At 61.0% G+C, this 12,655-nt stretch carries 11 protein-coding genes; 2 read left to right on the forward strand and 9 right to left on the reverse strand.

The features are described from left to right. Positions 1-257 precede the first annotated feature (257 nt). Positions 258-449: a glutamine synthetase translation inhibitor GstI gene (gene gstI / locus HJB89_RS22655; RefSeq protein ID WP_003581258.1), complete on the forward strand. Its 192-nt coding sequence runs from the start codon at positions 258-260 to the stop codon at positions 447-449. A gap of 61 nt (positions 450-510) precedes the next feature. On the opposite strand, the gene HJB89_RS22660 is transcribed toward gstI, so the two are convergent. The 7 genes from HJB89_RS22660 to HJB89_RS22690 all read right to left on the reverse strand — a co-directional run bounded on the left by HJB89_RS22660 (position 511) and on the right by HJB89_RS22690 (position 7,501). Further along, complete coding sequence (locus HJB89_RS22660; RefSeq protein WP_221117878.1) at positions 511-1,431, reverse strand: sugar kinase; 921 nt, start codon at positions 1,429-1,431, stop codon at positions 511-513. Positions 1,432-1,571: 140 nt separating this feature from the next. Next, positions 1,572-1,913, reverse strand: a complete 342-nt coding sequence (locus HJB89_RS22665; protein ID WP_207581352.1) for a hypothetical protein — start codon at positions 1,911-1,913, stop codon at positions 1,572-1,574. A 133-nt stretch (positions 1,914-2,046) separates the two neighbouring features. Continuing rightward, positions 2,047-3,033, reverse strand: a complete 987-nt coding sequence (locus HJB89_RS22670; protein ID WP_207581351.1) for an ABC transporter ATP-binding protein — start codon at positions 3,031-3,033, stop codon at positions 2,047-2,049. After that, the gene (locus tag HJB89_RS22675; RefSeq protein WP_221150546.1) at positions 3,026-4,033 is read right to left on the reverse strand and encodes an ABC transporter ATP-binding protein; all 1,008 of its coding nucleotides are present in this window, start codon (positions 4,031-4,033) and stop codon (positions 3,026-3,028) included. Before HJB89_RS22675 ends, HJB89_RS22670 begins: the two co-directional genes overlap by 8 nt. A 1-nt stretch (position 4,034) precedes the next feature. Next, positions 4,035-4,952 carry an ABC transporter permease subunit gene (locus tag HJB89_RS22680; RefSeq protein ID WP_207581349.1) on the reverse strand — a complete coding sequence of 306 codons (918 nt, stop codon included), beginning with the start codon at positions 4,950-4,952 and terminating at the stop codon, positions 4,035-4,037. Further along, entirely contained in the window at positions 4,949-5,872 is a 924-nt protein-coding gene (locus HJB89_RS22685) for an ABC transporter permease subunit (protein ID WP_207581348.1), read from the reverse strand. Before HJB89_RS22685 ends, HJB89_RS22680 begins: the two co-directional genes overlap by 4 nt. A 48-nt stretch (positions 5,873-5,920) precedes the next feature. Continuing rightward, complete coding sequence (locus tag HJB89_RS22690) at positions 5,921-7,501, reverse strand: peptide ABC transporter substrate-binding protein (RefSeq protein WP_207581347.1); 1,581 nt, start codon at positions 7,499-7,501, stop codon at positions 5,921-5,923. 286 nt (positions 7,502-7,787) lie between these two features. Between HJB89_RS22690 and HJB89_RS22695 the strand changes: the two genes are divergently transcribed. Then, on the forward strand, positions 7,788-9,434 hold the full coding sequence (locus HJB89_RS22695; RefSeq protein ID WP_221150547.1) for an alpha-glucosidase family protein: 1,647 nt from the start codon (positions 7,788-7,790) through the stop codon (positions 9,432-9,434). Positions 9,435-9,546: 112 nt separating this feature from the next. On the opposite strand, the gene ade is transcribed toward HJB89_RS22695, so the two are convergent. Both ade and HJB89_RS22705 read right to left on the reverse strand, forming a co-directional pair. Then, positions 9,547-11,244 carry an adenine deaminase gene (gene ade, locus HJB89_RS22700; RefSeq protein ID WP_221150548.1) on the reverse strand — a complete coding sequence of 566 codons (1,698 nt, stop codon included), beginning with the start codon at positions 11,242-11,244 and terminating at the stop codon, positions 9,547-9,549. 117 nt (positions 11,245-11,361) lie between these two features. Further along, entirely contained in the window at positions 11,362-12,465 is a 1,104-nt protein-coding gene (locus HJB89_RS22705; protein ID WP_221150549.1) for a branched-chain amino acid ABC transporter substrate-binding protein, read from the reverse strand. Positions 12,466-12,655: the final 190 nt, after the last annotated feature.

The raw sequence follows: 12,655 nt of genomic DNA on the forward strand, positions 1-12,655 counted from the left end.
ACCCCGTTTTGACGGGGGAAGGCCGTATCATCAGCAGGAAACCGAGTTTTTCGCTGCGGAACCGGATGAAAATTTCGGCGTTAGCTTGGGAGTGATGAAGTGTTGAACAAATAGGCGGACGCTCTCGGCGCAGACAGCATATCGATCAATCATAATATATTGATGCATATAATTTGTGCAATTTGCATAAACTATGGGCACCGTGTTATGGTCGTAGCCTTGAATGTTGATGCGCCGAACTGAATGGAGGCGATCTCATGCCCACCGGTTTCCACCGTGAATCTGCAACGATCTACCAGTTTCCCGTTAAGCCGACGCGGACCGCCAATCGGTTCGAACGCGCCCGACTGATGGAACGCGAGGCAGCCGACGTCTGCGACGCAGCGCTTGACAGCTGCTGGTATCATGACGAGGCGGTTCGCGAGTCCGATCGGCCGACGAAGTCCTGATTTTTTATCCCCGCAACCCGGGGCAAAAACTTCAACAGGCGAGCGCGCTTGCGCGTGCGGGTCAGCCGCCCTTCAATCCAAGCTTGTCCTTTGCCACCAGCGCGCCGTGTTCACTGACGACGTGGGCTGCAACGCCTGCGGCGAAGCCGGCTGCTGCGGTTGCGTCCTCTGTTTCAAGATAGTGTGCGAGGAAGGCGCCGTTAAAACTGTCGCCCGCGCTGGTGGTATCGACCACCTTCTCCACCTTTTCGGCCGGAACGAAGCTCTCTTCGCCGGCAAAGTTCAATCTCACCCCATCCGCGCCGTTCTTGACGACGACGTCGGCGGCGCCGAGTCCGTGATAGCGGTGGATCGTCGCCTCGATGGAATCATCACCGAAATGGGCGGCCTCGTCGTCGAAGCTCGGCATCACGAGCACGGACGAGCGAGCGCCCTCGCTGATCGTCGTGTGCATGATGTCATAGCTCGACCACAGGCGGGGGCGGATGTTCGGGTCGAACACCACCAGCTTGCCGGCGGCCTTGGCGCGGCGGATTTCGGCGAGCAGCGTCGTGGCATCCTCCGGCGGCAGGATGGCAAGGGTGATGCCGGAGAAATAGACGACATCAGCGCTTTCCACCGCCTCACGCAGGCGATCCGGGTCGGCCGCGAGGCTGCGGGCAGCCGAATTATCGCGCCAGTAGCTGAAGGAGCGCTCGCCGTTTTTCAGGTTGATCATGTAAAGGCCGGGCGTCTTGCCCTTGATGCGGTGAATAAGGCTGGTGCCGATGCCTGCCTTGTCGATGAAGGCCACCATCTCATCCGACATGGCGTCCTCGCCGAGGGCGGTGAAATAATCGACCGACCAGTCGGCGGCAAGGCAGGCGCGGGCATACCAAGCGGTGTTGAACGTATCGCCGGCGAAACCTTTGCGCAGCAGGCCGTCACCTGCCTGCGAGAGTTCCACCATGCATTCACCGATCGATAGAAACCGTCTGCTCACCTTGCCCTCCCGGCATTGCTCTTCATCGCTGATACGCGGAGCCAGCCAGAGTGACAAGCGCTGATATCATTGGCGCCGATATCGCGGGAGGTAAAAGCCCGCCCTCGAGACGCGGCGAAGGCGGGCGCTGCGAGGGCAGCCTATTCGTGGATGGTGTAGCTGCCCATCTGGCAAAGATCCTGCGTATCTTCGGTGGTTTCGAGGTTTGATCCTTCCTCGAACTCGAAGCGCATATCGTATTTGCAGACGGTGCGGCCATCGGCGATGGTGATGTCCATGCTTTCGCCCGGATTGAGAACTTCATCGCCGAAGACGTCCTCTTCCCAGTTGTCGACGCCGGTTGGAGCGCTGTAGAAGCGCGCCAGGACGGAGTTCGTGCCGTTGGTCAGCTTGAACTTCAGATCTTCGGCATGCGACGAAGCGGCGGAGGCAGCGATAATCGCGGCCGCAACCGCGATCAATCCTGATAGTTTCGATCTCATATATGCGTTCCCCAGCCCTTGATTGGGCGGGAAAGAAATAGCACGTGCGCGGATAAATCTTTCTTATCGGGGATTTTAGAACCCAAAATAAGTCCGCTTTTCCAAGCGCTTCATCCTGAAGTTGCGTGGCCGCTCATGGCCTGTCCATATGATAACAGGCGGCCTTCTGACCGGGGCGGACTTCCTCGGTCGGCGGCATTTCGGTGCGACAGATATCGGTCGCCTTCCAGCAGCGCGGCGAGAAGACGCAGCCTTTCGGCGGGTTGAGCGGCGAGGGCGGATCGCCCTGCAGGCGGATGCGGGTGCGCAGCCGCGCGAGCTTCGGATCCGGGATCGGTGCTGCGGAAAACAGCGCCTGCGTATAGGGGTGAGCCGGATGATCGAAGACGGTGGCGCAGTCGCCGGCTTCCACCACCCTGCCGAGATAGAGCACCAGAACATCGTCGGAGATCAGCCGCACGACGGAAAGATCGTGGCTGATGAAGATCAGCGTCAGGCCGAATTCCTTGCGCAGCTTGCGCAGAAGCGTGATGACCTGGCCCTGGATCGAAACGTCGAGAGCCGAAACCGGCTCATCGCAGATGATGAGCTTCGGTTTGGTGATGACGGCGCGGGCAATGCCGATGCGTTGCGCCTGGCCGCCGGAAAATTCGTGCGGATAACGGTTGATCATCTCCGGCACCAGGCCGACGGCGGTCATGATCTCGCGGACGCGTTCGGTGCGCCCGGCCTTCGAAAGTTTCGGCTCGAAGACGGTGAGCGGCTCGGCGATGATGTCGCCGACCGTCATGCGCGGGTCGAGCGAGGCGATCGGATCCTGGAAGATGATCTGCATGTCGCGGCGGGCGGCGCGCATTTCCTCTTCAGACAGGTCGAGAAGGTTGCGGCCCTGCCAGAGGATGCGGCCCTTCTGCGATTTCAGCAGCCGCAGGATGGAGCGGCCGAGCGTGGACTTGCCGCAGCCGGATTCGCCGACAATGCCGAGTGTGCGGCCTTCTGCGAGGTCGAAGCTGACATTGTTGACGGCGGTGAGGAAAATCGGCGGTTTGAACAGGCCCTTCGCCGGCAGTTCGAACTGGGTCGTCAGGTTCTCGACCCGCAGAAGCGATCGTTCAGCCATGGCTCAGCAACTCCTCACGACGCGGGAAGGGATGGTAGCAGGCGGCGCAGTGGCGCGGCGCCAGTGTTTCGAGTGACGGCGGACGGTCGATGCAATCGTCCTGGACCTGGGAACAGCGCGGCGAGAAATTGCAGCCCTTCGGCAGGTGCTGCAGGTTCGGCGGGCGCCCGGGGATGACGACGAGATCGTCGACATCCTGGTCCGGCCGCGGGATCGAGGCATGAAGCGCCGCCGTATAGGGATGGGCCGGGTTGTCGAAGAGTTCGTCGACGGGCGCCTGCTCGACGATGCGGCCGGCATACATGACGGCGACGCGGTCGGCGAGGCCGGCGACGACGCCGAGATCGTGGGTGATCATGATGAGGGCCGTGTTCATCTCCGCCGTCAGATCGTTGAACAGATCGAGGATCTGTGCCTGGATGGTGACGTCGAGCGCCGTCGTCGGTTCGTCGGCGATCAGCAGCTTCGGTTTGGTAAGCAGCGCCATGGCAATGACGATACGCTGGCGCATGCCGCCGGAAAGCTCATGGGGATAGAGATGGAAGCGCCGCGTCGGGTCGGGGATGCCGACGCGTTTCAGCATGTCGAGGGCCGCCTCGGATGCAGCTCGCGCCGTCAGGCCGCGGTGGACCTCGAGCTGTTCCGTCAGCTGCCGGGAGATCTTCAGCGACGGGTTCAAGGCGGTCATAGGGTCCTGGAAAACCATCGCCATGTCCTTGCCGCGGATCTGGTCGAGCGCGCGCGGCTTCAGCGACAGTACGTCCTTTCCTTCGAGCAAGGCCTGGCCCGTCGTCCTGCCGTTCTTGGCGAGCAGGCCCATGATGCCGAGGAAGGTCTGGCTCTTGCCGGAGCCGGATTCGCCGACGATGGCGATGCGTTCGCCGCGCCGGACGGTGAGATTGATGTTCGAGACCGCCTTCACCTCGCCGTCAGGTGTTTTGAAGGTGATCGAATAGTCCTTGAGTTCAAGGAGTATTTCTTTCTGCGTTTCATGGGGCATTCTAGCGATCCTTCGGGTCGAACGCATCGCGCAGGCCGTCGCCGATGAAGAGCAGACTGAGCAGTAGCGCCACGAGGAAGCTTGCCGGGAAGATCAGCAGCCACGGCATGCTTTCCATGGCATCGCTCCCCTCGGCGATCAGCGTGCCGAGCGAGGTCAGCGGTTCCTGGACGCCGAAGCCGAGATAGGAAAGAAAGCTTTCGGTGGCGATGATCTCGGGCACGGTCAGTGCTGCGAAGATCACTACGGGTCCGACGAGGTTCGGAATGATGTGCTTGAGGATGATCTTGAGCGGTCTCTGCCCGGAGGCACGGGCCGCCTCGATGAATTCCCGGTGCTTGATCGACAGCGTCTGGCCACGCACGATGCGGGCCATGGTCAGCCATTCCAGCGCGCCGATCGCGGCGAAAAGCAGATAGACGTTGCGGCCGAAAATTACCATCAGCAGGATGACGAAGAGGATGTAGGGGAACGCGTACATGATGTCGACGAAGCGCATCATGATCGCGTCCAGCCTGCCGCCAATATAGCCCGAAATCGCACCGTAAAGTACGCCGATGACGACCGAGACGACGGTCGCCGTCAGCGCCACAGCAAGGGAGATGCGGGTGCCGTAAAGCACGCGAGCGAGAAGGTCGCGGCCGTTCGGGTCGGTGCCGAAATAATGGCCGGTCTCAATCGAGGGCGGGATGCGGAAGGCGGCCCAATCAGGATCCTCGTAGTTGAAAGGAATGAACCAGGGGCCGAGGAAGGCGGCGAGGATCAACAGCGCCAGGACCACGATCGATAGGACGGCCGCCTTGTTGCGCCCGAGACGGCGCAGTGCATCCTTAGTGAGCGAACGGCCTTCGGGTGCCAGGCCCTCCGCTTCCAGAAGCTCCTGGGCGAGCAGCTCGCGTTTTGCGGGGTTGAGGATCATCGGTTTCTCACTTTCGGGTCGAGCCAGGCATAGGCGATATCGACCAGAAGGTTCAGGAATACGATCAGCACCATGTAGAAAATGACCGTGCCGAGAACCATGCCGTAATCGCGGTTCAGCGCTGCGTTGACGAAGTAGCGGCCGATGCCGGGCAATCCGAAGATGCTTTCGACAACGAGCGAACCAGTGAGAAGATAGCTTGCCGCCGGCCCGAGATAGGAAACGACAGGCATCAACGCCGGTTTCAGCGCATGACGCATTACCGTCAGCCGCGGGCCGATGCCCTTGGCCTTGGCTGTTCGGATGAAGTTCTGGTTCATCACCTCGATCATCGAGCCACGGGTGATGCGCGAGATGCGGCCTGCATGCGGCAGAGCCAGAACGACGATCGGCAGGACCAGGTATTTGATCGAGCCGTCACCCCAGCCGCCGACCGGAAACCAGGCGAGATGGATGCCGAAGATAAGCTGCAGGATCGGCGCGATCAGGAAGTTCGGCAGCACGACGCCGACCAGGATGAGAGCACCGAGAATGTAATCCGGCGTCTTGTTCTGGTAGAGCGCCCCAAGACAGCCAACGGCGACGCCGATGATGATGGCGAGCACGAAGGCGGCCGTGCCGATGGTGAAGGTGTAGGGCAGACCGATCATGATCTGCTGTGCGACGGTAAAATCCTCGCTGGCGAAGGAGGGGCCGAGATCGCCCCGGAGCAGGTCACCGACATAGATCAGGTACTGCTGAATCAACGGCTTGTCGAGATTGTAGTGGATCGCGAGGTTCTTCAGGATCACCGGCGGCAATGGCCTTTCGCCATCGAACGGGCCGCCGGGGGCAAGGCGCAAAACGAAAAAGCAGGCTGTGACGGCGATCCACAGAACGGGGATCGTCGAAAGCAATCGACGGAGGGCGTATTTGATCATGGTCGTGGGCCGGTCCTTCCAGCAGTGCGCGAGAAGGACCGTTTTCCCTTACTCTTTCATCGACAGCCAACGGGTGCGGTGGATGTCCTGGATGTTGTCGACGAAGCCTTCGATCTTCGGAGAAACGACGTTCTTCGAAACGTAGTAGTAGATCGGCAGGGCGGCGGAATCATCCAGCGCCAGCTGCTCGGCCTTCTTGAAGATTTCGGCGCGCTTTTTCAGATCCGTCTCGGCGTTGCCGTCCTTGATCAACTTGTCGTACTCGGGATTGGACCAGCGGCCGTAGTTCATCTGGACGCCTGTGACCAGGAGATTCAGGAAATTGTCCGGATCGTTGTAATCGGCGAGCCAGCCGGCGCGGCCGATCTGCACCTCGCCGCGCTGCAACTGGTCATAGTGCACCTTGGTCTCGGCATTGACGAGTTCGACATTGACGCCGAGCGGCTTCCACATCGAGGCGATCGCAACGGCGATGCGTTTGTGGTTGTCGTTGGTGTTGTATTTGAGCTCGGCAGTCAACGGATGATCCGGACCGAAACCGGCTTCCTTCAGCAGCTTCTTGGCTTCTTCGACCTTGTCCTTATAGGGAAGGTCCTTCCAGGAGACGTAGGCCGGTTCGCCGTAGTTTGCCGTACCCGGCGGAACCCAGGAATAGGCCGGCAGTTCGCCGGTGCCGAGAATCTGCGGGCCGATGACTTCGCGGTTGATCGCCATGGAGAGAGCCTGGCGCACGCGCTTGTCGGCGAAGGGCGGCTTGGTCGAATTGATGACGTAGTAGTAGAGGCCGGAGAAGGGCGCCACATGCGCCTGGCCAGGCAGGTTCTTTTTCATCCACTCGTACTGGTCGGTCGGGAAGTCGGTGAGGATATCGAATTCGCCGGCGCGGTAGCGTTTCAGCGCGGCTTCCTGGTCTTCGAGCACGAAGAACTTCGCGCCGTCGATCTTCAGGTCCTTGGCGCCGTACCACTGGTCGTTCTTGACCGTGGTGACATGCGAGCCCGGAACCCATTCGACCGGCTTATACGGACCGTTAGTGACGATGTTGCCGATCTTGACCCAATCCTGGCCCTTCGCCTCGACGACGTGCTTGGGCAGCGGATAGGCGGTGTAATGCATCAGGGCATTGAGGAAATAGGGGGTCGGATTTTCTAGGGTGATTTCGAGTGTCTTGTCATCGATCGCCTTGACGCCGAGCTCGTTGAGATCGGTGATCTCACCCTTGTTGATCTTTTCGGCATTCTTGATGGTGAACTGCAGATAGGCATAGTCGGCGGCGTTCTTCGGGTCGACGAGGCGCTGGAAGGCGAAGACGAAGTCTCCCGCCGTTACCGGCTGGCCATCGGACCACTTGATGCCGTCGCGAAGTTTGAAGGTGTAAACCTTGCCATCAGGCGAAATCGTCCAGCTTTCTGCCTGGCCGGGGACCGGATTATCCTTGGCGTCCTCGGTGACCAGACCTTCGAAGATGTCGCCGGCGATACGATTTTCCCAGTCTCCGGAAAGCTTCTGCGGATCGAGCGACTGCGGGTCGCCACCATTGTGAATATTCAGTGTGGCGGCATGCGCCGAAAACGCCAGCAATGTGCCAAGCATTGCAGAGGCGAGAAATTTTTTCGTGAACTGGTTCATGGTGGGTCCACCTTTCTAGGCTTTGCGCCTTTATTAGACATCTGTTCCCGACGTTTGACCTCTTACGTGCAGGTCAGCGCGCACCTTATCGCAAAGGAATCGCGTTGCAACCCCAAATCCGGAGGCTGGAAACGGGTTGTGGATAAGCCTATATGCGTCTCCTCCTTGTCGGATCGCGACGACGCGTCGCTGCCCTCCTAACCGCCTCCATTAAGGCCCCACCCCGGTTGTCTTTTGCCCCGTCCGCTTTAGTGTGGCAGCGCAGACGAGGCAGGGGATGTAGTCGATGGCATTGCAGGCAGGCGGGAATGCGGACTGGTGGCGCGGCGCGGTGATCTATCAGGTTTATCCGCGCTCGTTTCAGGACACCAACAGCGACGGGCTCGGCGATCTCAAGGGGATCACCCGCCGGCTGCCGTATATCGCCAGCCTCGGGGTCGACGCGATCTGGCTTTCGCCCTTCTTCAAGTCGCCGATGGCCGACATGGGCTATGACGTTTCCGATTATTGCGATGTCGACCCGATCTTTGGGACGCTGGCCGATTTCGACGAGATGATGGCCGAGGCGCACAGGCTCGGCATCAAGGTCGTCATCGATCAGGTGATCTCGCACACGTCCGACCGGCATCCGTGGTTCGTCGAGAGCAGGACGAGCCGAACCAATCCCAGGGCGGACTGGTATGTCTGGGCCGACCCGAAGCCGGATGGCACGGCGCCGAATAACTGGCTGTCGATCTTCGGCGGGCCGGGCTGGGAGTGGGACGGCGTGCGCCGGCAATATTACCAGCACAATTTTCTGACCTCGCAGCCGGACCTGAATTTCCACAGCAAGTCCGTGCAGGATGCGGTGCTAGAGACGGTGAAGTTCTGGCTCGACCGCGGCGTCGACGGCTTCCGGCTGGATACCGTCAACTATTATTTCTGCGACAAGCAGCTCAGAAGCAATCCGCCGCATGAGCCTGATGAGGATGATGCAGGCCTCGATGCGCCCGACAGCAATCCCTATGGCATGCAGAATCACCTCTATGACAAGACGCAACCGGAAAACGTCGATTTCCTCAAACGCTTCCGGGTGCTGCTTGACCAGTACGAGGATCGTACGACCGTCGGTGAAGTCGGCGACGGCGGGCGTTCGCTGAAGACGGTGGCCGCCTATACCAGCGGCGGCGATAAGCTGCATATGTGCTACACATTCGACCTCTTAGGACCGGATTTCACCGCCGAGCATATTCGCGGCTGCGTCGAGGCTTTCCAGAAGTCGGTGACCGACGGCTGGGTCTGCTGGGCTTTTTCAAACCACGACGTCATGCGCCATGTCAGCCGTTTCGCGCTGACGGCCGATGAGCGGCCCACCATCGCCAAGCTGGCGATCTCGGTGCTTGCGGCGTTGCGTGGTTCGATCTGCCTCTACCAGGGCGAGGAGCTCGGCCTGCCGGAGGCAGAGCTCGCCTTCGAGGATCTGCGCGATCCCTACGGCATCCGCTTCTGGCCGGCCTTCAAAGGCCGCGACGGATGCCGCACACCCATGCCTTGGGAAGCAGGCAAGGCGCATGCGGGCTTCACGTCTGCAGAAAAGAGCTGGTTGCCGGTGCCTTACGAGCAGGCGGCACTTTCCGTGGATACGCAGGAGGGGATCGACAGCTCGGTGCTGCATCATTACCGCAAGACGCTCGCATTCCGAAAAAAACACCCGGCGCTGATCGACGGCGAGATGACCTTCATCGGCACCAACCAGGATCTGCTCGTCTTCACCCGCGAAAAGGACGGGGAAAAACTGCTCTTCGTTTTCAACCTGACGCGCAAGCCGGCGGAATTCCGCCTGCCTGAGGGCTTGGTGCTGGGCGAACCGCTTGAGATGCCGGGCTTTGAACCGGTGTCGGCTTCGGGGCTGGCGAAGCTTGCGGCGCTGGACGGGTTCTGTGCGCGGGTCTGATGTCCACGCTATCGCCGCGCAGGAGATCGGGCTTGAACTGACGACGAGGCATCACGCGGTTTGAGATTTGGATATCCGCTCTCACGAAATCTCGTATGCCATATCAGTTGTATCACCCGATCAGTGCGAACTTGTCCACATCAACCATGCCGCGGTCGGATATTTTCAGGTGCGGGATGACCGGCAGCGGCAGGAAGGCGAGTTGGAGGAAGGGTTCCTCCAACGTGGCGCCGAGAGCGAAGGCGGCCTTGCGCAGATGGTGCAGCGTATCGCGGACCGTTTCATAGGGCTCGAGGCTCATCAGGCCGGCGATGGGCAGGGCGATTTCGCCGGTAACCTTGCCATCTTCGACAACGACGAAGCCGCCCTTGATCTCGCCGAGGCGGTTTGCGGCATGCGCCATGTCTTCCTCGCTGACGCCGACGACGCAGATATTGTGGCTGTCATGGCCGACGGTGGAGGCGATCGCGCCTTTCTTCAGGCCAAAGCCCTGGACGAAGCCGTTGGCGTGGTTGCCGTTCTTGCCATGGCGCTCGATGACGGCGACCTTGATGATGTCGTTGGCAAGGTCGACCGCCGTCTCGTTGCCCCTGACGGGCAGGCGGTAGCGGCGATGCTCGGTGATGATCTTGCCCGGCATGACGCCGATAACTGGCGTTTCGCCCTCGGCGACCGGCACGCCGAAATGGGCGGCGTTGACGGGCCGGGCCTTGACGCTGTCGAGGCCGATCGGTGCAACCGGTCTGCGTGAGGAAAAGAGCGCATCGGTGACGCGGCGGCCGGCGGAAAAGACCATGTCGGCACGACAATCTTCCAGGCTCTCGAGTATCACCAGGTCGGCGCGCCAGCCCGGCGCGACCAAGCCCCGGTCCCTGAGGCCGAAGGCGCGGGCGGCCGAGATCGAGGCGGCGCGGTAGATCGCCAAGGGCTCGACGCCGCTTGCGATCGCCGTGCGGATCATGTGATCGAGATGGCCCTGTTCGGCGATATCGAGCGGATTGCGATCGTCGGTGCAGAGCGCCAGGAAGGGTGAAAGCCGCTCGGTGATAATGGGCATCAGCGCGGCAAGATCCTTGGATACCGAGCCCTCGCGCACGAGGATATGCATGCCTTTGCGGATCTTTTCCAGCGCCTCGGTGGCGGTCGTGCATTCATGCTCGGTGCGGATGCCAGCCGAGAGGTAACCGTTGAGGTCGTTGCCGGTCAGCAGCGGCGCGTGACCGTCGATGTGGCCGCCCTGGAAGGCGTCGAGCTTGGCCATGCAGACGGGATCCTTGTGGATCACGCCGGGGAAATTCATGAATTCGGCAAGGCCGATGACCTTCGGATGGTGGCGGAAGGGCAGGAGGCGCTCGATCGGCAGATCGGCGCCGGAGGTTTCGAGATGGGTTGCCGGAACGCAGGAGGAGAGCTGGACGCGGATGTCCATTATCGTCTCGAGCGCGGATTGGAGAAAGAACTCGATGCCGGCTGCGCCGAGCACATTGGCGATTTCGTGCGGATCGCAGATCGCGGTGGTGACGCCGTAGGGCAGAACGCAGCGGTCGAATTCATGCGGTGTGACGAGCGAAGATTCGATGTGCAGATGCGTGTCGATGAAGCCGGGAACGACTGTTTTTCCCGATATGTCGATCTCGGTTTCACCCTGATAATTGCCCGAAGTGCCGACGATGCGATCGCCGCCGATGGCGATGTCCGACTCGACGAGTTCGCCGGTGACGAGATCGAAGAAGTGCCCACCCTTCAGCACGATATCGGCCGGCACGCGGCCGACGCCCTGGTCGATGAAACGCTCAAGTCTGCTGGTCATGGCATTGCTCACATTGCAACCGATTCCGAAGTTATAGCCGATCTGCGGCGACATGCGATGCCTGCAAACAAAACCGGGCGCCGTGGTGGCGCCCGGTCGCTGTCTCGATGTCGTGGCTTACTCGGCGGAAACGATCTTGCCGCCTTCCCACTTGTAGAGCGAGAAGCTTTGCGAGGTCAGGTCGCCGGTTTCGCCATAGGTGACCTTTCCGATAGCGGTCGGGATCTCCTTGCCGTCCTTCAGAGCGGCCGCGACGGCTGCACCATCCTCGGCGCTGCCGGCCTTCTCGATGCCGGCCTTCAGCACTTCGACAGCGGCATAGGCGTTGAGCGTGAAGGCTTCGGCCGGGATGTTCTTGGCAGCGAGCGCCTCGGCTGCGGCCTTGGAATCCGGGCTCTTCGTTGCGTCCGAGGCGTTGGTGAAGACCGTGCCGGCGGCGGCATCCGTGCCGATTGCCCAGAATTCGGTGTTGGAGAGGCCGTCGCCACCGATGATCGTGGCGTTGGCGGCGAGGTCATGCAGCTGGCGGGCGAGCAGGCCGCCTTCAGGGTGGTAACCGCCGAAATAGACGACGTCGGCTTTCTCCGACTTGATGCGGGTGGTGAGCGCGCCGAAGTCCTTGTCACCAGGGGTGATCGCGTCGTTGACGACTTCGGTGATGCCGCCGGCGTTCAGCGTCGCCTTGAAGGCGTCGGCGAGGCCTTTGCCGTAGGCGCCCTTGTCGTTGACGATGGCGACGCGCTTGTCCTTGAAATTCTTCAGCACGTATTTGGCGGCAACTTCGGCCTGCTGGTCGTCGCGCCCGCAGGTGCGCAGCACGTTGGTAAGACCGCGCTTGGTCAGGTCGGGGGCCGTCGCAGTCGGAGTGACCATCAGCACGCCGTTTTCAGCCAGCACGTCCGACACCGGAATGGCGACACCCGAGGTGACCGGGCCGACGACGAAGCGAATGCCGTCGGCGACGACCTTGTTGGCGGCGGAAACACCCTGCTTGGGTTCGCCGGCATCGTCGGCCAATTCGAGGATAACCTTCTGGCCGAGAATGCCGCCCTTCTTGTTGATCTCGTCGACGGCGGTCTGAGCGCCGTTCTTTACCTGGTCGCCATAGGCGGCGACGGGACCGGTCAGCGGCGCAATCAGGCCGATGGTGATATCGGCGTGAGCAAGCGGTGCAAAGGCGAGCGACGCAACGAGGGTCGCCGTCAATGTCTTGAGGGTCATAGTCTGTCTCCTTGGATGGGGTCATTGACCCGCGATGAGGTGCTACGCCGGCTTTCCGGATCGTTCAACAGCGCTAGGCTGTGCCAAGGACGATCGATTTCGGCGCGATCAATACGTCCTCCGGCCATATTTGGCTCGGATGGATGCAACGGCAAGATTTCTAAGAATTTTGGTGAGATTCCGCAAGATG

The organism is Rhizobium sp. NZLR8 (genome assembly GCF_019685025.1).
Taxonomy (GTDB): domain Bacteria; phylum Pseudomonadota; class Alphaproteobacteria; order Rhizobiales; family Rhizobiaceae; genus Rhizobium.

Excerpts from the sequence above, each read along its gene's own strand:
- gstI (WP_003581258.1), top strand. The coding sequence starts at position 258 with ATGCCCACCGGTTTCCACCGTGAATCTGCAACGATCTACCAGTTTCCC.
- HJB89_RS22665 (WP_207581352.1), bottom strand. The coding sequence starts at position 1,913 with ATGAGATCGAAACTATCAGGATTGATCGCGGTTGCGGCCGCGATTATC.
- HJB89_RS22670 (WP_207581351.1), bottom strand. The coding sequence starts at position 3,033 with ATGGCTGAACGATCGCTTCTGCGGGTCGAGAACCTGACGACCCAGTTC.
- HJB89_RS22675 (WP_221150546.1), bottom strand. The coding sequence starts at position 4,033 with ATGCCCCATGAAACGCAGAAAGAAATACTCCTTGAACTCAAGGACTAT.
- HJB89_RS22680 (WP_207581349.1), bottom strand. The coding sequence starts at position 4,952 with ATGATCCTCAACCCCGCAAAACGCGAGCTGCTCGCCCAGGAGCTTCTG.
- HJB89_RS22685 (WP_207581348.1), bottom strand. The coding sequence starts at position 5,872 with ATGATCAAATACGCCCTCCGTCGATTGCTTTCGACGATCCCCGTTCTG.
- HJB89_RS22690 (WP_207581347.1), bottom strand. The coding sequence starts at position 7,501 with ATGAACCAGTTCACGAAAAAATTTCTCGCCTCTGCAATGCTTGGCACA.
- HJB89_RS22695 (WP_221150547.1), top strand. The coding sequence starts at position 7,788 with ATGGCATTGCAGGCAGGCGGGAATGCGGACTGGTGGCGCGGCGCGGTG.
- ade (WP_221150548.1), bottom strand. The coding sequence starts at position 11,244 with ATGACCAGCAGACTTGAGCGTTTCATCGACCAGGGCGTCGGCCGCGTG.
- HJB89_RS22705 (WP_221150549.1), bottom strand. The coding sequence starts at position 12,465 with ATGACCCTCAAGACATTGACGGCGACCCTCGTTGCGTCGCTCGCCTTT.